The sequence below is a fragment of the Mesosutterella porci genome, assembly GCF_022134585.1.
Lineage (GTDB): Bacteria > Pseudomonadota > Gammaproteobacteria > Burkholderiales > Burkholderiaceae_F > Mesosutterella > Mesosutterella porci.
The window spans coordinates 53772-78789 of the sequence record NZ_JAKNCT010000007.1; the positions used below are offsets into that span (position 1 = coordinate 53772).

The window sequence follows — 25018 nt, forward strand, 5'->3', positions numbered from 1 at the left end:
TTATCCTCAGATCATTCAGCACGCACAAGGTAGGAAACCTTGTTGATCATGCCGCGCACGGCAGGCGTGTCTTCGAGCTCGCGGGTCTGGCGGATCTTCTTCAGGCCCAGGCCGAGAACCGTCTTGCGGTGGTCAGCCTTGCAGCCGATCGGGCTGCGAACCAGGGTGACTTTAACAGTCTTCTTGTCAGCCATTTAATCTTCTCCAAACTTAGCCAACAAGATCCTCGACCTTCTTGCCGCGCTTGGCTGCAATCTCGGCCGGAGAACGCATGTTGCTCAGAGCATCAAAAGTCGCGCGAACCATGTTGTAGGGATTCGCAGAGCCATAGGACTTGGCAAACACATCGGTGATGCCAATGGCGTTGCAGATGGCGCGCATCGGGCCGCCGGCGATAATGCCGGTACCTTCAGGAGCCGGGCGCAGCATCACGGTGGAAGCGCCGTGGTGGCCGGTGACGACGTGGTAGACGGTCCCGTGATTGAGCGGGAACTTCTTCATGTCGTGGCGGGCTCGGTCCATAGCCTTCTGAACGGCAGCCGGAACTTCGCGGGACTTGCCCTTGCCCATGCCGACGCGGCCCTCGCCGTCGCCGACAACCGTCAGGGCGGCGAATGCAAGAATTCGGCCGCCCTTAACGACCTTGGTCACGCGGTTGACCGCAATCATTTTCTCGCGGTAGTTGTCCTCAGCCGCCGCGTTTTTTCCTTGAAACTTAGCCATAGTTGCCCATGTCCTTAGAACTTGAGACCGGCTTCACGAGCGGCCTCGGCCAGCGCAGCAACGCGGCCGTGATAACGGTAACCGGAACGATCGAAGGCGCAGCTTTCAATTCCGGCCTTCTTCGCCTTCTCGGCAATGCGGGTGCCCACGATCTTAGCGGCGTTCACATTGCCGCCGTGGCCCTTCACGCTCGCGAGCTGAGCGCGAACCTCGGGCTCCACCGTAGAGGCAGACACGAGCACACGGCTTCCGTCAGCGCTGATGATGCTCGCGTAAATGTGCAGATTCGAACGATAGACCGTCAGGCGGTTCACCTTCTGCAGCTTGATGCGGGCACGCGTGGCACGCGCGCGACGCAGACGGCTTTCTTTTTTATTGATCATATCCGTCTCTCTTACTTCTTCTTGGTTTCTTTAATGATGACAACTTCATTCTCGTACCGAATGCCCTTGCCCTTGTAGGGTTCCGGCTTGCGGTAGGAGCGAACATCAGCAGCGACCTGTCCGATCAGCTGCTTGTCAGCACCAGAAATAACAATGGAGGTCGGGGTCGGGGTCTTCACGACCACGCCGGCCGGCATTTCATGCACCACAGGATGGGAGAAGCCGAGCGACAGATTGAGCTTGTTGCCCTGGGCCTGCGCACGGTAGCCCACGCCAACCAGCGTGAGGGTCTTCGTGTAGCCTTCGGAAACTCCCTTGTTCATGGAACGCACGATGGCGGTCATGGTGCCGGAGTTCTGATTGGCTTCGCGAGAATCGTCCTTGGCAGAGAACTTCAGGCTACTGCCTTCCTGAACAATGTTCACGCGGGGAAGGATGTGGGTGGAAACTTCACCGACCTTGCCCTTGAGGGTGATGCTATCGGCAGTGACCTTGCACTCGACGCCGGAGGAAAGGACGACCGGAACTTTTGCAATTCGCGACATTCTCTTCCTCCAATTAAGCAACGTAGCACAGGACTTCACCGCCGACGCCGGCAGCGCGGGCCGCACGGTCCGTCATCACGCCCTTCGGGGTGGAGACGCTCGCAACGCCCAGGCCGTTCATGACCTGCGGGATATCCTGATGATTCTTGTAGACACGGAGTCCGGGACGGGAAACTCGTTCAATGCGTTCAATCACAGGGCGGCCGGAATAATACTTCAGGCCGATGCGGAGTTCGGACTTGCCATCCTTGGTGCTAACAGTAAAACCGTCGATATAGCCTTCGTCTTTCAAGACCTTGGCAATGGCCACCTTCAGCTTGGAGGAGGGCATCACCACTTCCGTCTTGTCGACAATCTGCCCGTTACGGATGCGGGTCAGCATATCGGCGATCGGATCACTCATGCTCATTGTGTAATCTCCTCGCTTACCAGCTGGCCTTGACCAGGCCAGGAATATCGCCGCGCATCGCGGCATCACGGATCATGGAACGGGACAGGCCGAATTTGCGGAACGTTCCGCGGGGACGGCCGGTCAGAGCGCAGCGGTTGCGCAGACGAACCGGGCTTGCATTGCGGGGCAGAGCCTGCAACTGCGCGCGGGCTTCCATCCGCTCTTCCATCGTGCGAGTGGAGTCGTTGATAATCGCCTTGAGAGCAGCGCGCTTGGCCGCGAACTTAGCGACAGTCGCTTCACGCTTCTTTTCGCGATTGATAACTGCGAGTTTAGCCATTTGACACCTGCCTCAATTGCGGAACGGGAAATTAAAGCCGGCGAGAAGAGCCTTGCCTTCTTCGTCCGTCTTAGCCGTCGTAGTAATACTGATGTTCATACCGCGGATCGCATCGATCTTGTCGTATTCGATTTCCGGGAAGATGATCTGCTCGCGCAGGCCGATGTTGTAGTTGCCGCGGCCGTCGAACGCCCTGCCGGAAACGCCGCGGAAGTCGCGCACGCGCGGGAAAGCGATGGTAACGAGGCGATCAAGGAAGTCGTACATGCGGTCGCCGCGCAGCGTCACCATGCAACCAATCGGCATGCCTTCACGAATCTTGAAGTTAGCGATGGCCTTGCGGGTATACGTCACGATCGGCTTCTGACCGGCAATCTTGGTCATGTCGCCGACGGCGTTTTCAATGATCTTCTTGTCATTAACAGCTTCACCAACACCCATGTTCAGGGTGATCTTGGTGATGCGGGGCACTTCCATAATGGACTTGTAGCCGAACTTCTTGGTGAGCTCGGGAACAATCTTTTCGGAGTACAGAGTATGGAAACGAGACATCACGACTCCTTAAGCCTTGGCGCCGACAACAGAACCGTCCTTGAACACACGGACTTTCTTGCCGTCAACGATCTTGAAAGACACGCGTTCACCCTTCTTGGTGGCGGGGTTGAACAGCATGACATTGCTCTGGTCGATCGGCATCGTCTTCTCAACAATGCCGCCAGGCTGGTTGATCATGGGGTTCGGGCGGACGTGCTTCTTGACGACGTTGACGCCCTCGACGACCACATGGCGGTCATCAACGCGAGCAACCACAGTACCCTTGGTGCCCTTGAACTTGCCGGTGGTAACGATGACTTCGTCACCTTTACGGATACGCTGCATCGTTATCTCCTTAGATCACTTCAGGAGCCAGGGACACGATCTTCATGAACTGCTCGGTGCGCAGCTCGCGCGTAACCGGCCCGAAGATACGAGTGCCAATCGGCTCTTTCTTGTTGTCGAGAAGAACGGCGGCATTCTTATCAAAGCGAATGCAGGAGCCGTCCGGACGACGAATGGCGGCGGCAGTGCGAACCACAACGGCGTCGTACACCTCGCCCTTCTTGACGCGGCCGCGCGGAGCCGCTTCCTTGACCGTGACTTTGATAATGTCACCAACGGTGGCATAGCGGCGCTTAGAGCCGCCGAGCACCTTGATACACATTACTGAACGGGCGCCGGTGTTGTCGGCGACGTCCAGTCGAGTTTGCATCTGAATCATGGCTACTTATTTATCCAACTTATGCCGCAAAAGCGGACAGTATTGGTCCCGTACGGGAGAAAGCTGAAGCGTTCCGAGCCAGCTGGCTCGTGCGTTTTCAGCTGCTGAGCTGTCTTTCCCTGACAGGCTTGATCACCAGCCCGGAAAAGCAGAGTTCAGGATTATGCCTCAAAATTAAAAGCTTTGCAACCCAAACTGCTCATGATTTTTCAACCAGGGACCGCGTTAACAAGGAGGAGCCTCCTCTCCGGAATTTCCTCCTCATCTCGGGTCTGCGGGTACCCTTTTCCGGCTTATTCGTAGAATCCGGAAATGAGCAAGGCGCAGGGTGCCGCAGTATATCCGAAGTTGCTGTGAATTTCAACCGCCCGGCGCAAGGCACATGGCGCGCTTGAGCGCTCAAAACCTGTCGGCCGGGTCTGGCCGCTGCTGTCTCAAATCGAGTAGGAGGCGGGCGGTTCGCCCGCCGTCCTCTCACACCACCGCCCGTACCGGTCTGGTAGGCAGGCCTCGCGGTCTGTTTAATGGGATGGTCAGCCCCTGCAGCGGAGCATTATTCAGCGACCATCCATCATGAAACCTTCATTAGAAAAAAAAGGAGCGCCCTTATTTCTCAGAAGATAACCCCGCCCGGGGTTATAACTGAGTTATCCCAAAAAGAGGAGCGCTCCACCATGAATTCTACCTTCTCAGGCAACCCCGCTGTTGTCATCGGCATTGATCTTGCCAAAAGCCATTGCGATGTCGTCGGCTACGACAAGGACCGGAAGATGGTGCTGAGACGCCCCGGTTCGGCCTGAAGCCGCAGTTCGAGTCCGAGAACGTCAGGTCGTAGCGCATCCCGAGTACCTGCGCACGGCCTGCTGGACAAGCCGGTCGAGGACTGTCGGGATTCCAAGATCTCTGTATTTCCCTTTCTCTGGTTTAGGAATGGTCACCCACTTCACGGGGGAGGGGCGGTAACGCCCCTCGCGCACCGCGCTCGTGAGATCGCCCGGGTGGCTGACGATGTAGTCCCGAACCTCTTCGGTCCTCATCCCGTCCACGCCGGGAGCCCCTTTGTTCGACTCGACCTGCTTCAGGGCGAGCAGAAGGTTGGAGGGGCTCAGTATCCTCTCGCGCGTGATGCCCGAAAAGTCGGGCTCAGCATGTGTCGTCTCTTCCTTCGCTATGACGGTCTTTGCGCCCTCCCGGCACTCTTTCCCCGTTCCGCGGGTAATCCGGTGCCGGGCAGGTTCTGGTTTTCTGCGCCGTGAGGCTTTGCATCTCCTGGATGACACTCCGCTGGATTCGGGCCTTCGCCAACTGCTGCTCCGGTTACTATGCCCTCTGCTGACTTCTCGCGGCAGGCTTTACTCCATGAGCCGGGAGGCTTCATGTCCGCGAGATCTCCTCGGGTTAGAACACGTTCTTTCCCGCCATGCATCCGCCGCATTGACACCTCGGAATCCGGACAGCTGGGGACTTCGCCTTGTCTAGCAGGCTCATCCTTCCTCGTATGCCTTATGCGGTTCCTGTTCGTCGGATCGGCGGTTTGCCTCGGGCTTCCTTCAGATTCCGTCTCGCGGCGGACGCCCTTGCCTCCGGCTATGTGCTTGGTGCTGTCTCCTGCACTCGGGACTTTCACCCGTTAGAACGCGCTCATGCCGAGCGCACTAGCAAAAGCCCCCGTCCTTTCGGGCGGGGGCTGCAGATTTAATCTTTTTGTAAAAATTAAATCTTCTGAGCCTTGGTCACGACGCGGTCGAGCTTCCAGTGAACCGTCTTGGAAATAGGACGGGTCTCGGAAATCTGAACGGTATCGCCCTCAGCGGCCTCGTTGGCTTCGTCATGGACATGAACCTTGCGGCTCTTGATGACATACTTGCCGTAGATCGGATGCTTGACGCGGCGCTCAACAAGCACCGTAATCGTCTTGTCCATCTTGTCGCTGAGCACCACACCAGTCAGCGAGTGGCCCTCGGACTTCTCAACTTTTTCTTCAGTCATTATTTAGCGGCCTTCTGAGCGAGAATCGTCTTGATACGGGCAATGTCGTGCCGCGTATTGCGAATCTGGTTGGTGTTATGAAGCTGCTGAGTGGCCTTCTGCAGGCGGAGCTTGAAAAGCGCCTGATGGAGGTCATTCAGTTCCTTCTTAAGAGCGGCCTCGTCGAGGCCCTTGAGTTCTTTAACGTCCATTGCCGTCTCCTTACATGCCGATCTGGCGAACAACGAACGTGGTCTTCACGGGCAGCTTAGCAGCTGCCAGAGCGAAGGCCTCACGAGCCACGGACTCGTCCACGCCGTCCATTTCATAAAGAACGCGACCCGGCTGAACCTGGGCCACCCAGTACTCGGGATCACCCTTGCCATTGCCCATACGGACTTCCGCAGGCTTGGAAGAAATGGGCTTATCCGGGAAAATGCGGATCCAAACGCGACCACCGCGCTTGATGTGGCGGCTGATCGCACGACGGGCTGCCTCAATCTGGCGAGCCGTAATGCGACCGCGCTCGAGCGTCTTCAGGCCGAAGTCGCCGAAGGCAACATTGGCGCCGCGCTGGGCCAGGCCGTTGTTGCGGCCCTTCTGGTCCTTGCGGTACTTTGTACGCTTAGGTTGCAGCATTGTTTATTCTCCGTCTTTGGCTGAAGCCGTAGCCTCAGCCTCGTTGTTGCGATGGCCGGCGCCGCGGCGGGCACCCGGACGAGCGGGGCGATCGCCGTTGCGGCGGGCGCGATGCTCGCGCTCAGGAGCCGGCTCCATAGCCGTATCAACGCTGAGGTCGTCACCCTTGTAGATCCAGACCTTGACGCCGATCACGCCATACGTGGTGTGAGCCTCAGAGAAGCCGTAGTCGATGTTGGCGCGAAGGGTATGAAGTGGAACGCGGCCTTCGCGGTACCACTCGGTACGGGCGATCTCGGCGCCGTTCAGGCGGCCGGACGACATGATCTTGATGCCCTTGGCGCCAAGACGCATGGCATTCTGCATGGCGCGCTTCATGGCGCGGCGGAACATGATGCGCTTCTCGAGCTGCTGGGTGATCGACTCGGCGACGAGCACCGCGCAAAGCTCCGGACGGCGGATTTCTTCGATGTCGATGTGGACAGGAACGCCCATCATCTTCTGGACCTCAGCCTTCAGCACCTCAATGTCAGCGCCCTGCTTGCCGATCACGATGCCGGGACGGGCCGTGTAGATCGTAATGCGGGCGTTGTTGGCCGGACGCTCGATGAGGATGCGGCCGACGGAGGCGTTCTTCAGCTTCTTCTGAAGGAAGCTGCGAACCTTCAGGTCCTCAGCCAGAGTACGAGAAAAGTTGCGGCCAACCGCATACCAGCGGGACGTCCAGTTGCGCGTCACGGGCAGACGGAAGCCGGTGGGATTGATTTTCTGACCCATAATTCACCTTTACTTAGCTTTCGCGTCGCTGACAGTCACAAAAACGTGAGCCGTCTGCTTGCCAATACGGCAACCGCGGCCCTTCGCGCGAGCCTGGAAACGGCGCAGCGTGGAGGCCTTCTCGACGTAGATCTTGGACACATAAAGTTCATCAATATCCGCACCGAAATTGTGCTCGGCGTTCGCAATCGCAGACTCCAGAGCCTTGCGGATAATGACGGCGGCCTTCTTCTGGGTGAAAGCCAGAATATTAAGGGCCTTGTCAACAGGCTTGCCGCGGACGAGGTCGGCAACGAGGCGGCCACGCTGGGCCGACAGGCGCACACCGCGAACAATAGCAGTAGTTTCCATCTTTTACCCCTTAGGCGCCTGCCTTTTTATCGGCAGAAAGCGCGTGACCATGGAAGGTCCTCGTCATGGCGAACTCGCCCAGCTTGTGGCCAACCATATTCTCATTGATATAAACCGGAACATGCTGACGGCCGTTGTGCACGGCGATCGTCAGGCCAATCATTTCCGGAACGATGGTAGAACGACGGGACCAGGTCTTCAGCGGCCGCTTATCGCGGGTTTCCTGGGCCTTTTCAACCTTTTTCATCAGGGAAGCGTCAACAAACGGTCCCTTTTTGAGTGAACGAGACATTCACGCCCCCTTATTTGCGATAGCGACGCTGAACGATCATGCTGTCAGTGCGCTTGTTGTTGCGAGTACGGTAGCCACGGGTGAGCTGGCCCCACGGAGTAACCGGGGCGCGGCCCGTACCAGTCTTGCCTTCGCCACCGCCGTGCGGGTGATCCACCGGGTTCATCACAACGCCGCGGACCGTCGGGCGGATACCGCGCCAACGGTTGGCGCCGGCCTTGCCGAGCTCGCGCAGGTTGTGGTCGTCGTTGGAGACCACGCCAATGGTGGCACGGCAGTTGATGCCGATGCGGCGCACTTCGCCGGAACGCAGGCGAACCTGAGCGTACTCGCCTTCACGAGCGATCAGCTGAGCGTTGGAGCCGGCAGCGCGGGCGAGCTGAGCGCCTTTGCCCGGGAAGAGCTCAACGCAACAGATAGTGGTGCCGACCGGGATGTTGCGAAGGGGCAGGCAGTTGCCGACCTTGATGGCGGCCTCGGAGCCGTTCACGATCTCGGAGCCGGCAGTCAGGCCCTTCGGGGCGATGATGTAGCGGCGTTCGCCGTCGGCGTACAGCACCAGAGCGATGTGCGCGGAACGGTTCGGATCGTACTCAATCCTCTCCACACGGGCGGGGATGCCGTCCTTGTTGCGGAGGAAATCAATCAGGCGATAGGCGCGCTTGTGGCCGCCGCCCTTATGACGGGTCGTAATGTGACCGAAATTGTCGCGGCCGTTGATGCGGTTCTTCTTTTCGGTAAGCGCAGCGAAAGGCTTGCCCTTGTGAAGTTCCGGATGAACAACCTTGACCATGTGACGGCGTCCGGCGGACGTCGGCTTCATGCTGACGAGAGCCATTACTTCACCTCCTGCGCGAAGTTAATGTCCTGACCAGGCTTGAGGCACACGTAAGCCTTGCGGACATCCGAACGACGCCCCTCAAAGCGGCCAAAGCGTTTCTGCTTGCCCTTCAGGTTAGTAACCTGGACGGAGTCAACCTGCACCTTGAACAGCAGCTCGACTGCATCCTTCACTTCTTTCTTGGTCGCGTCCTTGGCAACGCGGAAGGCAACCTGGTTGTTTTTGTCGGCGATCATGGTGCTCTTTTCAGAGACGATCGGGCCAACCAGCACCTTGTAAAGACGTTCCTGGCTCATCCCAGCATCTCCTCGATCTTGGCGATCGCAGCTTTCTCAACCACCACGTTCTTGTAGTGAATAAGGGAAAGCGGATCAGCGTAGCGCGGCGTAACAACAGAGACATTCTTCAGGTTGCGGGAAGCAAGATAAAGATTGTCGCTGACTTCGTTGGCAATAAACAGAGCCGAATCGGCAACGCCCAGAGCCTTGGCCTTGGCGGCAAAAGTCTTGGTCTTGGGAGACTCGACATCGAGCGACTCGACCACGACCAGACGGCCGTCCGCAACCAGCTTCGAGAAGATCGAAGACAGCGCGGCGCGATACATCTTCTTGTTGACCTTCTGACTGAAATTCTCATCCGGAAGGTTCGGGAAGGCGCGGCCGCCCTTGCGCCACAGAGGAGAAGAGCTCATGCCGGCGCGAGCGCGGCCGGTGCCCTTCTGCTTAAACGGCTTCTTGGTGCTGTGGTGAACTTCGGCGCGGGTTTTCTGCGCGCGAGTTCCCTGGCGTGCGTTCGCCATGAAAGCGACAACGATCTGATGAATCAGAGCTTCGTTGTATTCGCAGCCAAACACGGCATCGGCAGCCGCCAGCTTGGCGGTTTCCTTACCCTGTTCGTTAATAACATTCAGTTCCATGGGTCACTCCTTACGCCTTAACTGCAGGACGGACGACAACCTGACCGTTCGCAGCGCCGGGAACAGCGCCACGGACTAACAGCAGACCGCGGGCAGCGTCCACACGGGCAACAACCAGATTCTGGGTGGTGCGCTGGACATCGCCGAGATGACCGGCCATGCGCTTGCCGGGGAACACGCGGCCCGGGTCCTGGCGGTTGCCGGTCGAACCGGGGGAATTCGTCGTCACGGAGTTGCCGTGGCTCGCACGCCCGGAACTGAAGTGGTGACGCTTGATCACGCCCGCGTAGCCTTTGCCGATCGTACGGGCGGTCACATCGACCTTCTGCCCGACGGTGAACATTTCTACGCTAAGGACCTGACCGGGCTTGTAGGAATCAAGCTTATCAGCGTCAACGTGAAATTCTTTAAGGGTAGAGCCGGCTTCAACACCGGCTTTGGCGAACTGGCCGGCAAGGGCTTTCGTCACGCGGCTAGGACGGCGGGTGCCAAAGGCAACCTGAATGGCGTTGTAGCCGTCGGTTGCTTCAGTCTTAACTGCCGTGACACGGTTGTTCGACACATCGAGCACAGTCACGGGAACAGACTTGCCGTCATCCGTGAAAATGCGCGTCATGCCGACCTTGCGACCAACAAGGCCAAGCTTATCACTCATTGTTTTCTCCACCCCGGCTACGATTGGCCGGGACCGTTACTTAAAAGCGCCGCCAAAAAGAGTACTGGCGGCAAAAATAGGTGCGATTTTAACCCAAAGGCTGAATTGCTGCAACCCGGGCAAAATCAAATCCGTTACTCCACCTTAATCTTCACATCCACGCCGGCCGGAAGATCCAGCTTCATCAGGGCGTCAACCGTCTTGTCCGTCGGATCAATGATGTCCATCAGGCGCTGATGCGTGCGGATTTCAAACTGATCGCGGCTGGTCTTGTTGATGTGAGGGGAGCGCAGGATGTCGAACCGCTGGAAGCGGGTGGGAAGGGGAACCGGGCCGCGGACAACGGCGCCAGTGCGTTTGGCCGTATCGACGATTTCCTGAGCGGACTGGTCGATCAGTTTGTAGTCATAGGCCTTGAGGCGGATGCGGATGCGCTGAGACTGCATTTCAAATTTCCTAAAAGAACTTAGAAAGAACAAACAACAAAACAGGGTCGAGATTTTATCTCGACCCTGTTTGTTTTGTCAACCGCCGAAGCCCGGCAGTTGGTAATCCTTGAGTTTACTCAAGAATCTTGGCCACAACGCCGGCGCCAACCGTGTGACCGCCTTCGCGAATAGCGAAGCGCAGGCCCTCTTCCATGGCGATCGGGGCGATCAGCGTGACGGTCATCGTCGTGTTGTCGCCAGGCATCACCATCTCAACGCCCTCTTCGAGCTCGATCGTGCCGGTCACGTCCGTCGTGCGGAAGTAGAACTGCGGACGATACCCCTTGAAGAACGGGGTGTGACGGCCGCCTTCTTCCTTCTTCAGCACGTACACCTGAGCTGTGAACTTCGTGTGCGGGGTGATCGTGCCGGGCTTGGCAACCACCTGGCCGCGCTCGACTTCCTCGCGCTTCGTGCCACGCAGCAGGCAGCCGATGTTGTCACCGGCCTCGCCCTCGTCGAGCAGCTTACGGAACATCTCAACGCCCGTGCAGGTCGTCTTCTGAGTCGGCTTGATGCCCACGATTTCAATTTCGTCGCCCACGCGGATCGTGCCACGCTCAACGCGGCCCGTCACCACCGTGCCGCGGCCGGAAATCGAGAACACGTCCTCGATTGGCATCAGGAACGGCTTGTCAAGCTCGCGCACGGGCTCCGGGAAGTACGTGTCCATCGTCTCAGCCAGCTTCAGGATGGAGGGAACGCCGTACTCGGACTGATCGCCTTCCAGGGCCAGCTTCGCAGATCCCTTGATGATCGGGATTTCGTCGCCGGGGAACTTGTACTCGGTCAGCAGGTCGCGGACTTCCATCTCGACCAGTTCAAGCAACTCCGGATCGTCAACCAGGTCGCACTTGTTCAGGTAGACGATGATGTTCGGAACGCCGACCTGACGGGCAAGCAGAATGTGCTCGCGGGTCTGGGGCATCGGGCCGTCGGAGGCGGCCACCACCAGGATGGCGCCGTCCATCTGGGCCGCGCCCGTGATCATGTTCTTCACATAGTCGGCGTGCCCCGGGCAGTCCACGTGAGCGTAGTGGCGCTTCTCGGTCTCGTACTCCACGTGAGCGGAGTTGATCGTGATGCCGCGGGCCTTCTCCTCAGGAGCCGCGTCAATCTGATCATAAGCCATGGCATGCCCGCCGAACTTCTGGGCGAGGACGGTCGTGAGCGCAGCCGTCAGGGTGGTCTTGCCGTGGTCAACGTGACCGATCGTGCCCACGTTCACGTGGGGCTTGGAACGTACATACTTCTCTTTTGCCATTTTTCTTCCTTATTGGGAATTGCTGTGAAGATCTGGTTATTTTATCTCAGATCATCAAATTACTTTGCTTTTTCTGCGATGACGGCTTCGGTCACGTTGCGCGGGGTTTCCTCGTAGTGATCGAATTCCATCACGTACGTAGCGCGTCCCTTGGTGAGCGAACGCAGACGGGTCGCGTACCCGAACATTTCAGCCAGCGGCACCATGGCGCGAATGGCCTTTCCGCCATTTTCCATGTCGTCCATGCCGTCAACCTTGCCGCGGCGGGAAGACAGATCGCCGACCACGTCGCCCATGCTCTCTTCCGGAGTCTCGACCTCGACCTTCATGATCGGTTCGAGCAGAACGGGTTTGCCCTGGCGCAGACCGTCCTTGAAAGCCATAGAAGCGGCCACCTTGAACGCGTTTTCGTTCGAGTCCACCTCGTGGTAGGAGCCGAAGTACAGGGTCGCCCTCACGTCAACCACCGGATAGCCGGCGAGCACGCCGGACTTCAGAGAGTCCTCAATGCCCTTCTGGACGGCCGGGATGTACTCACGCGGCACCACGCCGCCCTTAATGGCGTCGACGAACTCGAAGCCCTTGCCCGCAGGGAGCGGCTCAAGCTTGAGCACAACGTGACCGTACTGGCCACGGCCGCCGGTCTGCTTGACGAACTTGCATTCCGCCTTCTCAACCGTGGCGCGGATCGTCTCGCGGTACGCCACCTGGGGCTTGCCGACCGTCGCTTCGACATTGAACTCGCGGCGCATACGGTCAACCAGCACGTCGAGGTGCAGCTCGCCCATGCCGGAAATAATGGTCTGGCCGGACTCTTCATCGGTGTGGACGCGGAAGGACGGATCCTCCTGAGCCAGACGCTGAAGGGCGAGAGCCATCTTCTCCTGGTCGGCCTTGGTCTTGGGCTCGACAGCCTCAGAAATCACGGGCTCCGGGAATTCCATCTTTTCCAGAATGACCGGGTGATCGATGTCGCAGAGCGTATCGCCGGTGGTGACCGTCTTCAGTCCCACGGCAGCGGCAATATCGCCGGCCTCGACTTCCTTGATTTCCTTGCGGTGATTCGCATGCATCTGCAGCAGGCGGCCCAGACGCTCCTTCTTGTCCTTCGTGGCATTGAGCACGGTTTCACCGGAAATCATGACGCCGGAGTAGACGCGCAGGAACGAGATCTGGCCAACGAAGGGGTCGGTCATGATCTTGAAGACCAGGCAACTCGCGTATTCCTTGTCGTCGGCGCGGCGCTCGACAGGCTGATCGTTCAGGTCAAAGCCCTGAACCGGGGGAATGTCGACAGGAGAGGGCAGGAACTCGATCACGCCGTCAAGCATGCGCTGCACGCCCTTGTTCTTGAAGGCCGAGCCGCAGAACATCGGCTGAGCCTTGTTGGCAATGGTGAGCTGGCGAAGGCCCTTGATGATGTCCTCGTTGGAAAGCTCTCCGTTCTCGAGATACTTTTCCATGAGCTCGTCGTTTGCCTCGGCAGCAGACTCAATCATCTTCTCGCGCCATTCCTTGGCCTGGTCCACCAGCTCCGCGGGGATCTCCTCGTAGTCGAACTTGGTGCCCTGGGAGGCTTCGTCCCAGATGATGGCCTTCATTTCTAGCAGGTCGATCACGCCTTTGAAGGAATCCTCAGCGCCCAGCGGAATGACAACGGGAACGGGGTGGCCCTTCAGGCGGGTCTTCATCTGATCATAGACGCGGAAGAAATTCGCGCCGACGCGGTCCATCTTGTTCACGAAAGCGATGCGGGGCACGTGATAGCGCTCCGCCTGGCGCCAGACCGTCTCGGACTGGGGCTGCACGCCGCCAACGGAGTCATAGACCATCACAGCGCCGTCGAGTACGCGCATGGAGCGCTCAACTTCCACCGTGAAATCCACGTGCCCCGGGGTATCGATGATGTTCAGACGATAGGCATCCGGATACTGCATCTTCATGCCGTGCCAGAAGCAGGTCGTGCAGGCGGAGGTAATCGTGATGCCGCGCTCCTGTTCCTGCTCCATCCAGTCCATCGTGGCCGCGCCGTCATGGACTTCGCCGATCTTGTGGTTCACGCCGGTGTAGAACAGAATGCGCTCGGTCGTGGTCGTTTTGCCCGCGTCAATATGGGCAGAAATACCAATGTTGCGATAGCGCTCAATCGGAGTGGTACGCATAGTAAATTTGTCCCTTTAAAGGGAGGCGTTTTCAGCAAACGCCCTCCCTTGTTTGAAAAATTAGAAGCGGAAGTGGGAGAACGCCTTGTTGGCTTCAGCCATGCGATGGACCTCATCGCGCTTCTTAACCGCACCGCCGCGGCCCTCAGCGGCATCCATCAGCTCACCGGCGAGGCGCTGGGGCATGGATTTTTCGGAACGGCTCTTCGCGGATTCACGCAACCAGCGCATAGCCAGCGCCATGCGGCGAATCGGGCGGATTTCGACAGGGACCTGGTAGTTCGCACCGCCGACGCGGCGGCTCTTCACTTCAACCAACGGACGGACGTTATTCAGAGCTGTAGTGAAAACTTCCAGCGGGTCCTTGCCGGATTTTTCCTGAATCTGCTGGAGAGCGCCATAGACGATGCGCTCGGCGACGGCCTTCTTGCCGTCCAGCATGATCACATTAATGAACTTGGTGATTTCAACGCTGCCGAACTTAGGATCCGGCAGGACTTCACGTTTGGGTACTTCACGACGACGGGGCATTCTTTCCTCTCGTTAAATCTTCAGTCATTTTGACCCATTATGGCGGGCCATATATCCAGCAGCCACTTACTGCAGGCTGCGACTTACTCGGCATTCGGATAAACCGACTCTGCCGTTCTGTCCTTGCAGCTGCTCTGCGATGATCAGGCAGCCTTCGGGCGCTTCGCGCCGTACTTCGAACGGGACTGCTTGCGGTCCTTGACGCCCTGGGTATCCAGAGAACCGCGGACGATATGGTAACGCACGCCCGGCAGATCCTTCACACGGCCGCCGCGGATAAGCACCACGGAGTGCTCCTGCAGGTTGTGCCCTTCGCCGCCGATGTAGGAAATGACTTCGAAGCCATTGGTGAGGCGAACCTTCGCAACCTTACGAAGAGCGGAGTTCGGCTTCTTCGGGGTGGTGGTGTAGACACGGGTGCAGACACCGCGCTTCTGCGGGCTGTTCTTCAGCGCAGGGCTCTTGCTCTTCTCATGAGTGAGAGTGCGAGGCTTGCGCACAAGCTGATTGATAGTTGGCATTAAAAACGTCCGTTAAATAAAAAACTTTTAAATTAAAAGTTTCCGTTGGCTAATACATACTTAGTCTTTCCCCGCCGAGGCGCGGCAAAGCCTAAACCTTCCGCACACCTGCCGAGAAAAGACATGTGAGTATGGACTTTAAAGGCCGAATTGTCAAGTCACCTTCTGATTTTTTAAGATTTTTAGCTTCCGGGTACTTTAATCTGCGCCCCAAGCAAAAAGGCGGGCCATCATTCCTGATGGTCCGCCCTGTTGCGCGAGAACTTACCGCTTATTGCGCAGAAGGATCAGCCTTGGGAGCTGAGGCGCTCTGCGCGGCAAGCTCCGAGGCCGCCGCCACCTGTTCGGCGGCGGTAGCTTCGGCCAGAGCCCTGGCCTCAGCCGCCTCTGCGGCTTCCTTCGCCTTGACGGCCTTGTGATAGGCAAGCCCGGTTCCAGCCGGAATCAGGCGGCCGACGATCACGTTCTCCTTGAGTCCGCGAAGGTGATCAACCTTGCCCATGATAGCGGCTTCGGTGAGCACCCGGGTCGTTTCCTGGAAGGAAGCGGCGGAGATGAAGGAGTCCGTCGACAGCGAGGCCTTCGTGATGCCAAGCAACAGATTCTGGTAAGTGGCAGGCTGCTTGCCTTCCTTGACGGCAGCGTCATTGGCGTCGAGAAGCTCGGCGCGTTCAACCTGCTCGCCCTGGATAAACCCGGTGTCTCCCGGATTTTCCACGATGACGCGGCGCAGCATCTGGCGAACAATGACCTCAATGTGCTTGTCATTGATCTTCACGCCCTGCAGCCTGTACACGTCCTGCACCTCATCGACAACGTACCGAGCAAGGGCCTCGATGCCGAGCAGCCTCAGAATGTCGTGCGGATCCGTCGGCCCATCCACAATCTCCTCGCCCTTCTGGACAACCTGGCCGTCATGAACCAGCACGGTCTTGTCCTTCGGGATGAGGAACTCATGGTCGTTGCCTTCACCATCGGTGATGATGAGGCGCTGCTTGCCCTTGGTCTCCTTGCCGAACGTCACGGTGCCGGTCACCTCGGCGAGCATGCCGGCATCCTTCGGGGAACGGGCCTCGAATAGCTCGGCCACGCGCGGCAGACCGCCAGTAATGTCGCGGGTCTTCTGAGACTCGACAGGAATGCGGGCGAGGACTTCGCCCCGGCCGATGCTCTGGCCGTCGCGAACCAACACCAGAGCTCCCACAGGCAGCTGAATTGTCACCGCGTGGTCCGTGCCGGGAACCTTGACCTCGTTGCCGTTCACATCGAGCAGATGAACCAAAGGACGCAGGGTCGACACCGACCCGCCCTTGCGGGACCCGTGGCCGGAGGCGCCGGAACGCTTCGGATCGATCACAACCTGAGTGGACAGTCCGGTCACCTCGTCGGTCTGGCTCATCACCGTGACGTTTTCAATCACGTTTTCAAAGCGGACCTGACCAGCGTGCTCGGAAATGATCGGACGGGTCATCGGATCCCAGGTCGCGATCTGAGCACCGGCCTTCACCAGCTGGTCGGGATGCACGAGCAGCGTCGCGCCGTACGGGATCTTATGCCGTTCACGCTCGCGGCCGGTGGTGGCGTCAGAAACGACGACCTCGCCCGAACGGGAGATGACGACAAGCTCACCCTTGTCGGACGTAACGTAGCGCATCGCCGAGGTGTAGGACACCTTGCCCGCAGCCTTGGCCTCAACACTGGAGGCGACCGCCGCGCGGGAAGCCGCGCCGCCGATATGGAACGTACGCATCGTCAGCTGCGTGCCCGGTTCGCCGATGGACTGAGCGGCGATGACTCCCACCGCCTCTCCAACATTCACCAGCGAGCCGCGCCCGAGGTCGCGTCCGTAGCACTTCGCGCAAAGCCCGTGACGGGTTTCGCAGGTCAGCGGTGTGCGGACGGAGACCTCGTCAATTCCAGCTGCGTCGATCTTGTCGCAGATATCCTCGTCAATCAGCGTCCCGCGGGCCGCAATCAGCTCGTCGGTCTCGGGATTATGGATGTCCTCGGCGGCCACGCGTCCGAGAATTCTGTCGCGCAGAGCCTGGACAATATCTCCGGACTCCACGAGAGCGCGCATCTTGACGCCGCGGGTCGTGCCGCAGTCCTCTTCGGTCACCACGAGGTCCTGAGTCACATCGACCAGACGGCGGGTCAGATAGCCGGAGTTCGCGGTCTTCAGAGCCGTATCCGCCAAGCCCTTGCGAGCGCCGTGAGTCGAAACGAAGTACTGCAACACGTTCAGGCCTTCACGGAAATTCGCGGTAATAGGCGTTTCAATGATGGAGCCGTCCGGCTTGGCCATCAGGCCGCGCATGCCGGCCAGCTGGCGAATCTGGGCAGGAGAGCCGCGGGCGCCGGAATCGGCGGCCATGTACACGGAATTGAAAGACTCCTGCATCGTCTTCTTGCCGTGGCGGTCCACAACGGGCTCGACGGACAGGTTCTGCATCATAACTTTGCCGACCTTATCGGCCGTGCGGCCCCAGATGTCCACCACCTTGTTGTAGCGCTCGCCCTGCGTGACGAGGCCGGAAGTGTACTGGGACTGAATTTCCTTCACTTCTTTTTCAGCCGCAGCCACAAGCTCGTCCTTCTGTGCTGGGACCTTCATATCCGACACGCAGATCGAGATGCCCGCCTGTGTGGACAGGTAATAGCCGCGGTTCTTCAGAGCATCCACAAAATCCACCGTGGCTCTCAGGCCGCAGGTGCGGAAAGATGTTGCGATCAGACGGCCGATTTCCTTCTTCTTCAGCGTCTTGTTGATTTCTGCGAACTTCATGCCCTTCGGCAAGATTTCGGACAGCAGCGCCCGGCCCGCCGTGGTCTCGACGCGGATCACATGATCCTTGAGCTCGCCAGTCTCGCGATTGAGCTCGTACTCCTTGATGCGGACCGTGCACCTGGTCTGAAGCGTAACCACCTTGGCAGCGAGAGCCCGGCGCACTTCGTCCACGTCCTCGAAGAACATGCCCTCGCCCGGTGCGTTCACGCGGGCGCGGGTGCTCCAGTAGAGGCCGAGCACCATGTCCTGAGAAGGCACGTTGGCCGGATCGCCGTTGGCCGGGAACAGGATGTTGTTCGTCGACAGCATAAGCGTGCGGGCCTCGAGCTGAGCTTCCAGCGACAGGGGCACGTGAATAGCCATCTGGTCGCCGTCGAAGTCGGCGTTGAACGGGGCGCACACGAGCGGCGGCAGCTGCAGGGCCTTGCCGCTGATCAGCTTCGGTTCAAAGGCCTGAATACCCAGCCTGTGCAGCGTCGGGGCGCGGTTGAGCAGCACCGGATGCTCGTAAATCACCTCTTCCAGGATGTCCCAAATGACCGGATCCTGTGTTTCAACCATCTTTTTGGCGGCCTTGATGGTGTTGGCCAGGCCGCGCATCTCGAGCTTGTTGTAGATGAACGGCTTGAACAGCTCGAGAGCCATAGGCTTCGGCACGCCGCACTGATGCATCTTGAGCTCCGGCCCCACGCAAATCACAGAGCGGCCGGAATAGTCGACGCGCTTGCCGAGCAGGTTCTGGCGGAAGCGTCCCGACTTGCCCTTGATCATGTCAGCCAGGGACTTGAGCGGACGCTTATTCGGGCCGGTCATGGCCTTGCCGCGGCGGCCGTTGTCGATCAGGGAGTCCACGGCTTCCTGCAGCATCCGCTTCTCATTCCTGACGATAATGTCGGGAGCCTTCAGCTCAAGCAGCCTCTTGAGACGGTTGTTGCGATTGATGACTCTGCGGTACAGGTCGTTCAGATCCGAAGTGGCGAAACGCCCGCCGTCGAGCGGAACCAGCGGACGAAGATCCGGCGGCAGCACCGGGAGCACCTCGAGGATCATCCACTCGGGATGGATGCCGGAGCGGTTGAAGCCCTCGAGCACCTTAAGACGCTTCGCGTACTTCTTGATCTTGGCGTCGGAGTTGGTCTCCTTCAGCTCAGCGCGGAGCTGCTCGATCTCCTTCGGGATATTAATGGACTTCAGAAGCTCGCGGATAGCCTCCGCGCCCATCATGGCCTTGAATTCGTCTCCGAACTCCTCGGTCTTCGCGACATAGTCGTCTTCCGTCAGCAGCTGGCCGCGCTTGAGCGGGGTCATGCCGGGATCCACGACGACATAGGCTTCAAAGTAGAGCACGCGCTCGATGTCGCGCAGCGGGATGTCGAGCACCATGCCCATGCGGGACGGCAGGCTCTTCAGAAACCAGATGTGAGCCACGGGACTCGCGAGTTCAATGTGTCCCATGCGCTCGCGGCGAACCTTGGACAGCGTCACTTCCACGCCGCATTTCTCGCAGATGACGCCGCGGTGCTTCATCCGCTTGTATTTGCCGCAAAGGCATTCGTAGTCCTTGATCGGCCCGAAAATGCGGCAGCAAAAGAGTCCGTCACGCTCTGGTTTGAAAGTGCGGTAGTTGATCGTCTCCGGCTTTTTTACTTCGCCGTAAGACCACTCTCTGATTTTCTCCGGAGAAGCAATCGAAATGCGCAGGGCATCAAAATGATTATCCTGCTGCACCTGCTGAAACAGATTGAGAAAGGCGTTATTCATTCCGATAACCGTCCTTAATTTTTCACATAGTCGAGATCAATGCCAAGCGAGCGGATTTCACGAACCAGCACATTGAACGATTCCGGAGTTCCGGCGTCAATGGACAGATCGCCCTTGACAATGTTTTCGTACATCTTGGTGCGGCCGTTCACGTCGTCAGACTTGACCGTGAGCATTTCCTGCAGGGTGTATGCAGCGCCGTAAGCCTCGAGCGCCCAGACTTCCATCTCGCCGAAACGCTGACCGCCAAACTGGGCCTTTCCGCCCAGCGGCTGCTGGGTGACCAGAGAGTACGGACCGGTAGAGCGGGCGTGCATCTTGTCATCCACCAGATGATGCAGCTTGAGGTAGTGCATGTACCCGACCGTTACAGGGCAGGAGAACGCTTCACCGGTGCGGCCGTCGTAGAGCGTCGCTTGAGTCCTGTTCTTTGTGAGCTGCAGCCTCTTGACCTCCTCGTCCGGGAAAGCCATCTCGAGCATCTGGTTAATCTGCTTTTCGCTCGCGCCGTCAAACACAGGCGTTGCAAACGGAATACCGTCGCGGAGCCGGCGGGCCATGGCGATCACTTCATCATCGGTAAGGCTGTCGATGTCTTCCTTCTTGCCGGTCGTGTTGTAGACCTTGTTCAGGAAGGCGCGGACCTCCTTCACCTGCTTGCCGCGCTCGCTGTCGAGCAGTTCCTGGAGCCTCCAGCCCAGTCCCTTGGCCGCCCACCCGAGATGAACTTCCAGCACCTGGCCGATGTTCATTCGCGAAGGCACGCCCAGAGGATTAAGGACAATGTCCGCGGGGCGCCCGTCGGCCATATAAGGCATGTCTTCCACCGGATTGACCTTCGAGACCACGCCCTTGTTGCCGTGGCGGCCTGCCATCTTGTCGCCAGGCTGCAGGCGGCGGCGCTCCGCAATGTAGACCTTCACCATCTTAAGGACGCCGGGGGGCAGCTCGTCGCCGCGCGTGAGCTTGTCTTCCTTGAGTTTGTAGGCATCGGCAAACTCCTTCACCTTGTCCTCGAGGGCCTTGCGCGTGAGGTCGATCAGCTTCTGATCGTCCTCGGTTTCCATCACAATCGAGAACAGGCTGCGGGAATCAAGGCTGTTGAGGTACTCGGCCGTCAGAGCAGAGCCTGAGGCAAGCCCGTTCGGCGCAGACAGGGCCTTTTTACCGGCGAGCTGGCGGCGCAGACGGGCGCAGGCGTCGGTTTCGACAATTCTGCGCTCGTCGTCCAGGTCGCGCTGGTAACGCTTGAGTTCACTCTCGATGATCGACTTGGCGCGAGAATCGCGTTCGACGCCTTCACGGGTGAAGACCTGAACATCAATCACTGTGCCGGACATGCCCGAGGGCACGCGCAGCGAAGTGTCCTTCACGTCGGATGCCTTTTCGCCGAAGATCACGCGAAGCAGCTTCTCCTCGGGCGTGAGCTGAGTCTCACCCTTAGGCGTCACTTTGCCCACCAGCACGTCGCCCGCCTGGACCTCCGCGCCGATGAACACAATGCCGGCGTCGTCGAGGCGGTTGAGCTGCTGCTCGGGCAGATTCGAAATATCGCGGGTGATTTCCTCAGCGCCCAGCTTGGTGTCGCGAGCGACGACGGACAGCTCTTCAATGTGGATGGACGTGTACCGGTCGTCTGCAACCACCTTTTCAGAGACCAGAACCGCGTCTTCGTAGTTATAGCCGTTCCACGGCATGAAGGCGATCAGCATGTTCTGGCCCAAGGCGAGCTCGCCCTGGTCCGTTGAAGCCCCGTCGGCCAGCACGTCGCCCTTCGCAACATGATCACCGATCATGACGATAGGACGCTGGTTGATCGTGGTGGACTGGTTGGAGCGGGTGAACTTCTGCAGATTGTAGATGTCGACGCCCACTTCACCGGCAACGCTTTCGTTGTCGTTGACGCGGATCACGACGCGATTGGCGTCCACATAGTCGACAATGCCGCCGCGGCGGGCCTGAACCGTCGTCTTGGAGTCCACGGCAACCGTGCGCTCCATCCCGGTTCCCACCAGCGGATACTGCGGCCGCAGGCAGGGCACAGCCTGGCGCTGCATGTTCGCACCCATCAGGGCGCGGTTGGCGTCGTCATGCTCGAGGAACGGAATCATGGAGGCCGCAACAGAGACGATCTGCGACGGGGCGACGTCCATGTACTGGATGTCAGCAGGTCGTGCAAGAACGAACTCGCCCTTCTCATGGCACGAGACCAGTTCCTGGGTAAGCCGGTTGTTCTCATCGAGATCCGCATTGGCCTGGGCGATGATGTACTTGCCCTCTTCGATGGCGGACAGGTAGTCAATGGTGTCCGTTGCCACGCCGTCCACAACGCGCCTGTAGGGCGTCTCGAGGAAGCCGTAGGAATTGAGCCGGGCGTAAATGGCCAGGGAGTTGATCAGGCCGATGTTCGGTCCTTCAGGAGTCTCGATCGGGCAGACGCGTCCATAATGGGTCGGATGAACGTCGCGGACTTCGAAACCAGCGCGCTCGCGGGTGAGGCCGCCCGGCCCAAGGGCGGAAATGCGCCGCTTGTGGGTGATTTCCGAAAGCGGGTTCGTCTGATCCATGAACTGCGACAGCTGGCTGGAGCCGAAAAATTCGCGGATGGACGCCGAAATGGGCTTGCTGTTGATCAGATCCTGCGGGGTGAGTCCGTCGCTATCGGCCTGGCCGAGGCGCTCGCGGACCGCCCTTTCCACACGGACGAGCCCCGCGCGGAACTGGTTTTCGGCCAGCTCGCCCACGCAACGGACTCGACGGTTGCCGAGATGGTCGATATCGTCGACGCCGTTGACAGGAACAGTCCTTGACACGCCGTTGTCATCGGTCATGACAACATCGTCCTGACCGTTGCGCAGCGCAACGAGCAGCTGCATGGTGTCGACGATATCCTCAGCGGTCAGAGTGGAAGGTCCCTTGGGATCGGACTTGCCGAAGCGCGCGTTGATCTTCATGCGCCCGACGCGGGAGAGATCGTACGTATCCTCCGAGAAGAACAGACGCTCGAAGAGCCCTTCCACAGCCTCTTCCGTCGGCGGCTCGCCGGGGCGCATCATGCGGTAGATGGCGATGCGCGCCGAAAGCTTGTCGGCCGTTTCGTCAAGCTGCAGGGTATCGGAAATGTAAGCGCCGTGGTCGAGCTCGTTCGTGTAAAGGACGTCAATGTCCTTCACACCGGCTCCCCGCAGACTCTCAAGCAGCTTGTCCGTAATTTCAGCGTTGGCGGAAGCGAGGACCTCGCCGTCCTCCGAGACGATGTCCTTGGCCAGAACACGGCCGATCAGGTACTCGTCGGGGACGGGGATCTCCTTGATGCCGGCCTGGTTGATCAACCGGACATGGCGGGCGTTCACGCGCTTGTCGCCTGAGACAAGCACCTTGCCATCCTTGTCAAGGATGTCAAAGCCCATCGCATCGCCCTTCAGGCGCTCCGGAACCAGCGCGAGCTGCGCGCCCTCAGACTTGAGCGTGAAGTGGTCGAACTCGAAGAACCGGGCGAGGATCTGCTCCGAGGTCATGCCAAGGGCCTTCAGCAGAATCGTACCAGGCATCTTCCGGCGGCGGTCGATGCGGAAGTACAGAATGTCCTTTGCATCGAACTCAAAATCGAGCCAGGAGCCGCGGTAGGGAATCACGCGCGCAGAAAACAGCAGCTTGCCGGAGGAATGGGTCTTGCCTTTGTCGTTCTCAAAGAAAATGCCGGGGGAACGATGCAGCTGGGAAACGATGACTCGCTCGGATCCGTTGATGATGAAGGATCCCTTTTCCGTCATGAGCGGAATTTCGCCCATGTAGACTTCATTCTCGCGAACTTCCTTGACTGTCGTTGGAGATTCGCGGTCGTAAATTTCAAGCCGAATCTTCGCGCGCAGGCGGCTGCAGAAGCTCAGTCCGCGGAGCTGGCACTCGGCGACGTCAAACTCCGGCTTGGCAAGGTCGTAGCTGACAAAGCTGAGGCGGGCCAGCCCGTTGTGGCTGGAAACCGGGAAGATCGAATTGAAGGCTGCCTGCAGACCGATATCCTTGCGGGCATTGGGCTTCACATCAGCCTGAAGGAAATCCGCGTAAGACCGCAGTTGGATATCCAGAAGAGGAGGCACTGCAAGGACGCTCGGACGATTGGCGAAACTTTTCCGAATGCGCTTCTTTTCAGTGAACGAGTACGACATGGACACTCCGTTCGACGCGAGCGAGGAAATATCCTGGCTCAGGAGAAGAAAAAGCAAGGGACGGCAAAAGCCGCTTGGATAAGCACTGCTATCCTAGCGGCATAAACCTGCACGTCTGCAAGGCGACGTCTCTCACTCATTTGGGAAGATTTTGAAAGAAGCTCGACTGTGCAAGCCTCTTTCAAAAACTTCTGCGCTCTAGCGCTATTTTATCCGGTCCGGGGATACCAGACCGGATAAAACCTCAAGCAAAATTACTTGAGTTCGACCTTGGCGCCGACGTCTTCGAGCTTCTTCTTCAGCTCTTCGGCCTCAGCCTTGGGCAGAGCGGTCTTGATCGCCTTCGGGGCGGCTTCGACCAGATCCTTGGCTTCCTTCAGGCCCAGGCCGGTGGCTTCGCGGACGACCTTGATGACCTTGATCTTGTTCGCGCCGATGTCAGCCAGGACAACGTCAAACTCGGTCTTGGCTTCAGCAGCGGCGGCAGCGCCGGCGGCAGGGGCAGCAGCGACAGCGACAGCGGCGGAAGCGGAAACGCCGAACTTCTCTTCCATCATCTTGATGAGTTCAGAGATTTCGAGAACGGACTTGGAGGCAATAGCCTCGAGGATTTCTTCGTTGGAAAGCGCCATTTTGAATGACTCCCAAATTACGTTGTATGAAAATAAAAAAGCTTACTGGGATCAGGCCGCAGCCTTCTCCTTGGAATCGCGAACTGCAGCGACGGTGCGCACGAAGCGCGCCGGAACTTCGTTGAGCGTGCGAACGAACTTCGCAATCGGTTCGTTCATCGTTGCCATCAACTTGGCAAGCAGCTCGTCGCGGCTCGGCAGCTTGGACAAGGCTTCGATGGCAGCAAGGTCGAGTTCCTTGCCATCCATCACGCCGCCCTTGATGACGAACGCTTCGTTCTTCTTTGCGAAGTTGAACAGAACCTTGGCAACGGCAACCGGATCAGCGGAAAAACCGTAGACCAGCGGGCCGACAAATTTGTCAGCCGCGCAGGCAAACGGCGTTTCTGCCGCGGCGCGCGCAACCAGGGTGTTCTTGGCAACACGCAGTTTCACACCATTCTTGCGGGCCTCTGCCCTGAGAGCGGTGATCGCTTCAACGCTCAGTCCACGGTATTCAGCGAAAATCAGGGAAGAGCTTTCGGCGAAAATCGCCTTCACTTCTTCAATGACAGCCGCTTTGTCTTGACGATTAAGACCCATGGTCTGGCTCCACTCAGAGGTGCTAAAACTTCTAGCACCGG

General features: G+C 58.8%; 30 protein-coding genes. 1 reads left to right on the plus strand and 29 read right to left on the minus strand.

Going from position 1 to position 25018, the window contains the following annotated elements; all coding sequences use genetic code 11:
- Nucleotides 1–11: 11 nt before the first annotated feature.
- The 9 genes from rpmD to rplN are packed head-to-tail and all read right to left on the minus strand — an operon-like array spanning nucleotide 12 to nucleotide 3640.
- Nucleotides 12–194, minus strand: a complete 183-nt coding sequence (gene rpmD, locus MAF45_RS06595; protein WP_237978785.1) for a 50S ribosomal protein L30 — start codon at nucleotides 192–194, stop codon at nucleotides 12–14.
- Between the two features lie 16 nt (nucleotides 195–210).
- Nucleotides 211–723: a 30S ribosomal protein S5 gene (gene rpsE, locus MAF45_RS06600; protein ID WP_237978787.1), complete on the minus strand. Its 513-nt coding sequence runs from the start codon at nucleotides 721–723 to the stop codon at nucleotides 211–213.
- 14 nt (nucleotides 724–737) lie between these two features.
- Nucleotides 738–1106: a 50S ribosomal protein L18 gene (gene rplR / locus MAF45_RS06605; RefSeq protein ID WP_237978789.1), complete on the minus strand. Its 369-nt coding sequence runs from the start codon at nucleotides 1104–1106 to the stop codon at nucleotides 738–740.
- Between the two features lie 11 nt (nucleotides 1107–1117).
- On the minus strand, nucleotides 1118–1651 hold the full coding sequence (gene rplF / locus MAF45_RS06610; RefSeq protein ID WP_237978790.1) for a 50S ribosomal protein L6: 534 nt from the start codon (nucleotides 1649–1651) through the stop codon (nucleotides 1118–1120).
- 13 nt (nucleotides 1652–1664) lie between these two features.
- Nucleotides 1665–2060: a 30S ribosomal protein S8 gene (gene rpsH / locus MAF45_RS06615; RefSeq protein ID WP_237978792.1), complete on the minus strand. Its 396-nt coding sequence runs from the start codon at nucleotides 2058–2060 to the stop codon at nucleotides 1665–1667.
- 16 nt (nucleotides 2061–2076) lie between these two features.
- Nucleotides 2077–2382 carry a 30S ribosomal protein S14 gene (rpsN, locus tag MAF45_RS06620; protein WP_237978794.1) on the minus strand — a complete coding sequence of 102 codons (306 nt, stop codon included), beginning with the start codon at nucleotides 2380–2382 and terminating at the stop codon, nucleotides 2077–2079.
- Nucleotides 2383–2394: 12 nt separating this feature from the next.
- On the minus strand, nucleotides 2395–2934 hold the full coding sequence (rplE, locus tag MAF45_RS06625; RefSeq protein WP_237978795.1) for a 50S ribosomal protein L5: 540 nt from the start codon (nucleotides 2932–2934) through the stop codon (nucleotides 2395–2397).
- Nucleotides 2935–2943: 9 nt separating this feature from the next.
- On the minus strand, nucleotides 2944–3261 hold the full coding sequence (rplX, locus tag MAF45_RS06630) for a 50S ribosomal protein L24 (protein WP_237978797.1): 318 nt from the start codon (nucleotides 3259–3261) through the stop codon (nucleotides 2944–2946).
- Between the two features lie 10 nt (nucleotides 3262–3271).
- Nucleotides 3272–3640: a 50S ribosomal protein L14 gene (rplN, locus tag MAF45_RS06635; protein WP_237978798.1), complete on the minus strand. Its 369-nt coding sequence runs from the start codon at nucleotides 3638–3640 to the stop codon at nucleotides 3272–3274.
- Nucleotides 3641–4314: 674 nt separating this feature from the next.
- Here rplN and MAF45_RS11305 point away from each other — a divergent pair.
- Complete coding sequence (locus MAF45_RS11305) at nucleotides 4315–4440, plus strand: hypothetical protein (protein ID WP_283207025.1); 126 nt, start codon at nucleotides 4315–4317, stop codon at nucleotides 4438–4440.
- A 24-nt stretch (nucleotides 4441–4464) separates the two neighbouring features.
- On the opposite strand, the gene MAF45_RS06640 is transcribed toward MAF45_RS11305, so the two are convergent.
- The 20 genes from MAF45_RS06640 to rplJ all read right to left on the minus strand — a co-directional run bounded on the left by MAF45_RS06640 (nucleotide 4465) and on the right by rplJ (nucleotide 24977).
- Complete coding sequence (locus tag MAF45_RS06640; protein WP_237978799.1) at nucleotides 4465–4920, minus strand: reverse transcriptase family protein; 456 nt, start codon at nucleotides 4918–4920, stop codon at nucleotides 4465–4467.
- A 433-nt stretch (nucleotides 4921–5353) separates the two neighbouring features.
- Nucleotides 5354–5629 (minus strand): 30S ribosomal protein S17, encoded by a 276-nt coding sequence (gene rpsQ, locus MAF45_RS06645; protein WP_237978800.1) that lies wholly within the window; start codon nucleotides 5627–5629, stop codon nucleotides 5354–5356.
- Nucleotides 5629–5820: a 50S ribosomal protein L29 gene (rpmC, locus tag MAF45_RS06650; protein ID WP_237978802.1), complete on the minus strand. Its 192-nt coding sequence runs from the start codon at nucleotides 5818–5820 to the stop codon at nucleotides 5629–5631. The genes rpsQ and rpmC overlap by 1 nt, the downstream gene beginning before the upstream one ends.
- Before the next feature lie 10 nt (nucleotides 5821–5830).
- On the minus strand, nucleotides 5831–6247 hold the full coding sequence (gene rplP / locus MAF45_RS06655; protein ID WP_237978803.1) for a 50S ribosomal protein L16: 417 nt from the start codon (nucleotides 6245–6247) through the stop codon (nucleotides 5831–5833).
- A gap of 3 nt (nucleotides 6248–6250) precedes the next feature.
- Nucleotides 6251–7024, minus strand: a complete 774-nt coding sequence (gene rpsC / locus MAF45_RS06660; RefSeq protein ID WP_237978804.1) for a 30S ribosomal protein S3 — start codon at nucleotides 7022–7024, stop codon at nucleotides 6251–6253.
- A 9-nt stretch (nucleotides 7025–7033) separates the two neighbouring features.
- A complete protein-coding gene (gene rplV / locus MAF45_RS06665; protein WP_237978805.1) occupies nucleotides 7034–7375 on the minus strand; it encodes a 50S ribosomal protein L22 in 342 nt (113 codons plus the stop codon).
- 10 nt (nucleotides 7376–7385) lie between these two features.
- Complete coding sequence (gene rpsS, locus MAF45_RS06670) at nucleotides 7386–7667, minus strand: 30S ribosomal protein S19 (protein ID WP_237978806.1); 282 nt, start codon at nucleotides 7665–7667, stop codon at nucleotides 7386–7388.
- Between the two features lie 10 nt (nucleotides 7668–7677).
- Nucleotides 7678–8505, minus strand: coding sequence for a 50S ribosomal protein L2 (gene rplB / locus MAF45_RS06675; protein WP_237978807.1), 828 nt, complete (start codon nucleotides 8503–8505; stop codon nucleotides 7678–7680).
- Nucleotides 8505–8804 (minus strand): 50S ribosomal protein L23, encoded by a 300-nt coding sequence (gene rplW, locus MAF45_RS06680; RefSeq protein ID WP_237978809.1) that lies wholly within the window; start codon nucleotides 8802–8804, stop codon nucleotides 8505–8507. The genes rplB and rplW overlap by 1 nt, the downstream gene beginning before the upstream one ends.
- Nucleotides 8801–9424: a 50S ribosomal protein L4 gene (rplD, locus tag MAF45_RS06685; protein WP_237978811.1), complete on the minus strand. Its 624-nt coding sequence runs from the start codon at nucleotides 9422–9424 to the stop codon at nucleotides 8801–8803. Before rplD ends, rplW begins: the two co-directional genes overlap by 4 nt.
- Before the next feature lie 10 nt (nucleotides 9425–9434).
- The gene (gene rplC, locus MAF45_RS06690; protein WP_237978812.1) at nucleotides 9435–10079 is read right to left on the minus strand and encodes a 50S ribosomal protein L3; all 645 of its coding nucleotides are present in this window, start codon (nucleotides 10077–10079) and stop codon (nucleotides 9435–9437) included.
- A 134-nt stretch (nucleotides 10080–10213) separates the two neighbouring features.
- Complete coding sequence (gene rpsJ / locus MAF45_RS06695) at nucleotides 10214–10525, minus strand: 30S ribosomal protein S10 (protein WP_237978814.1); 312 nt, start codon at nucleotides 10523–10525, stop codon at nucleotides 10214–10216.
- Between the two features lie 115 nt (nucleotides 10526–10640).
- Nucleotides 10641–11831 (minus strand): elongation factor Tu, encoded by a 1191-nt coding sequence (gene tuf, locus MAF45_RS06700; RefSeq protein WP_237978816.1) that lies wholly within the window; start codon nucleotides 11829–11831, stop codon nucleotides 10641–10643.
- A 59-nt stretch (nucleotides 11832–11890) separates the two neighbouring features.
- Nucleotides 11891–13993, minus strand: a complete 2103-nt coding sequence (gene fusA, locus MAF45_RS06705) for an elongation factor G (RefSeq protein WP_237978817.1) — start codon at nucleotides 13991–13993, stop codon at nucleotides 11891–11893.
- A 60-nt stretch (nucleotides 13994–14053) separates the two neighbouring features.
- Nucleotides 14054–14524, minus strand: coding sequence for a 30S ribosomal protein S7 (gene rpsG, locus MAF45_RS06710; RefSeq protein ID WP_237978818.1), 471 nt, complete (start codon nucleotides 14522–14524; stop codon nucleotides 14054–14056).
- 143 nt (nucleotides 14525–14667) lie between these two features.
- Nucleotides 14668–15045, minus strand: a complete 378-nt coding sequence (gene rpsL, locus MAF45_RS06715) for a 30S ribosomal protein S12 (protein WP_237978819.1) — start codon at nucleotides 15043–15045, stop codon at nucleotides 14668–14670.
- A gap of 271 nt (nucleotides 15046–15316) precedes the next feature.
- Nucleotides 15317–19594, minus strand: coding sequence for a DNA-directed RNA polymerase subunit beta' (rpoC, locus tag MAF45_RS06720; protein ID WP_237978820.1), 4278 nt, complete (start codon nucleotides 19592–19594; stop codon nucleotides 15317–15319).
- Nucleotides 19595–19608: 14 nt separating this feature from the next.
- Complete coding sequence (gene rpoB, locus MAF45_RS06725) at nucleotides 19609–23763, minus strand: DNA-directed RNA polymerase subunit beta (protein ID WP_237978821.1); 4155 nt, start codon at nucleotides 23761–23763, stop codon at nucleotides 19609–19611.
- 254 nt (nucleotides 23764–24017) lie between these two features.
- Nucleotides 24018–24395, minus strand: a complete 378-nt coding sequence (gene rplL / locus MAF45_RS06730) for a 50S ribosomal protein L7/L12 (protein WP_237978822.1) — start codon at nucleotides 24393–24395, stop codon at nucleotides 24018–24020.
- A gap of 51 nt (nucleotides 24396–24446) precedes the next feature.
- Entirely contained in the window at nucleotides 24447–24977 is a 531-nt protein-coding gene (gene rplJ, locus MAF45_RS06735) for a 50S ribosomal protein L10 (protein ID WP_237978823.1), read from the minus strand.
- Between the last annotated feature and the right edge of the window lie 41 nt (nucleotides 24978–25018).

Coding starts and splice junctions, on each gene's coding strand:
- rplV (WP_237978805.1), bottom strand. CDS start 7,375: ATGGAAACTACTGCTATTGTTCGCGGTGTGCGCCTGTCGGCCCAGCGT.
- rpsH (WP_237978792.1), bottom strand. CDS start 2,060: ATGAGCATGAGTGATCCGATCGCCGATATGCTGACCCGCATCCGTAAC.
- rpsE (WP_237978787.1), bottom strand. CDS start 723: ATGGCTAAGTTTCAAGGAAAAAACGCGGCGGCTGAGGACAACTACCGC.
- rplL (WP_237978822.1), bottom strand. CDS start 24,395: ATGGCGCTTTCCAACGAAGAAATCCTCGAGGCTATTGCCTCCAAGTCC.
- rplW (WP_237978809.1), bottom strand. CDS start 8,804: ATGAGCCAGGAACGTCTTTACAAGGTGCTGGTTGGCCCGATCGTCTCT.
- rpsJ (WP_237978814.1), bottom strand. CDS start 10,525: ATGCAGTCTCAGCGCATCCGCATCCGCCTCAAGGCCTATGACTACAAA.
- rplB (WP_237978807.1), bottom strand. CDS start 8,505: ATGGCTCTCGTCAGCATGAAGCCGACGTCCGCCGGACGCCGTCACATG.
- MAF45_RS11305 (WP_283207025.1), top strand. CDS start 4,315: ATGAATTCTACCTTCTCAGGCAACCCCGCTGTTGTCATCGGCATTGAT.
- rpsQ (WP_237978800.1), bottom strand. CDS start 5,629: ATGACTGAAGAAAAAGTTGAGAAGTCCGAGGGCCACTCGCTGACTGGT.
- rpmC (WP_237978802.1), bottom strand. CDS start 5,820: ATGGACGTTAAAGAACTCAAGGGCCTCGACGAGGCCGCTCTTAAGAAG.
- rplE (WP_237978795.1), bottom strand. CDS start 2,934: ATGTCTCGTTTCCATACTCTGTACTCCGAAAAGATTGTTCCCGAGCTC.
- rpsC (WP_237978804.1), bottom strand. CDS start 7,024: ATGGGTCAGAAAATCAATCCCACCGGCTTCCGTCTGCCCGTGACGCGC.
- rplJ (WP_237978823.1), bottom strand. CDS start 24,977: ATGGGTCTTAATCGTCAAGACAAAGCGGCTGTCATTGAAGAAGTGAAG.
- fusA (WP_237978817.1), bottom strand. CDS start 13,993: ATGCGTACCACTCCGATTGAGCGCTATCGCAACATTGGTATTTCTGCC.
- rplP (WP_237978803.1), bottom strand. CDS start 6,247: ATGCTGCAACCTAAGCGTACAAAGTACCGCAAGGACCAGAAGGGCCGC.
- rplR (WP_237978789.1), bottom strand. CDS start 1,106: ATGATCAATAAAAAAGAAAGCCGTCTGCGTCGCGCGCGTGCCACGCGT.
- rpsL (WP_237978819.1), bottom strand. CDS start 15,045: ATGCCAACTATCAATCAGCTTGTGCGCAAGCCTCGCACTCTCACTCAT.
- rpsS (WP_237978806.1), bottom strand. CDS start 7,667: ATGTCTCGTTCACTCAAAAAGGGACCGTTTGTTGACGCTTCCCTGATG.
- rplC (WP_237978812.1), bottom strand. CDS start 10,079: ATGAGTGATAAGCTTGGCCTTGTTGGTCGCAAGGTCGGCATGACGCGC.
- rpoB (WP_237978821.1), bottom strand. CDS start 23,763: ATGTCGTACTCGTTCACTGAAAAGAAGCGCATTCGGAAAAGTTTCGCC.
- rplF (WP_237978790.1), bottom strand. CDS start 1,651: ATGTCGCGAATTGCAAAAGTTCCGGTCGTCCTTTCCTCCGGCGTCGAG.
- rplX (WP_237978797.1), bottom strand. CDS start 3,261: ATGCAGCGTATCCGTAAAGGTGACGAAGTCATCGTTACCACCGGCAAG.
- tuf (WP_237978816.1), bottom strand. CDS start 11,831: ATGGCAAAAGAGAAGTATGTACGTTCCAAGCCCCACGTGAACGTGGGC.
- rplD (WP_237978811.1), bottom strand. CDS start 9,424: ATGGAACTGAATGTTATTAACGAACAGGGTAAGGAAACCGCCAAGCTG.
- rpsN (WP_237978794.1), bottom strand. CDS start 2,382: ATGGCTAAACTCGCAGTTATCAATCGCGAAAAGAAGCGTGAAGCGACT.
- rplN (WP_237978798.1), bottom strand. CDS start 3,640: ATGATTCAGATGCAAACTCGACTGGACGTCGCCGACAACACCGGCGCC.
- rpoC (WP_237978820.1), bottom strand. CDS start 19,594: ATGAATAACGCCTTTCTCAATCTGTTTCAGCAGGTGCAGCAGGATAAT.
- rpsG (WP_237978818.1), bottom strand. CDS start 14,524: ATGCCCCGTCGTCGTGAAGTACCCAAACGTGAAGTCCTGCCGGATCCT.
- rpmD (WP_237978785.1), bottom strand. CDS start 194: ATGGCTGACAAGAAGACTGTTAAAGTCACCCTGGTTCGCAGCCCGATC.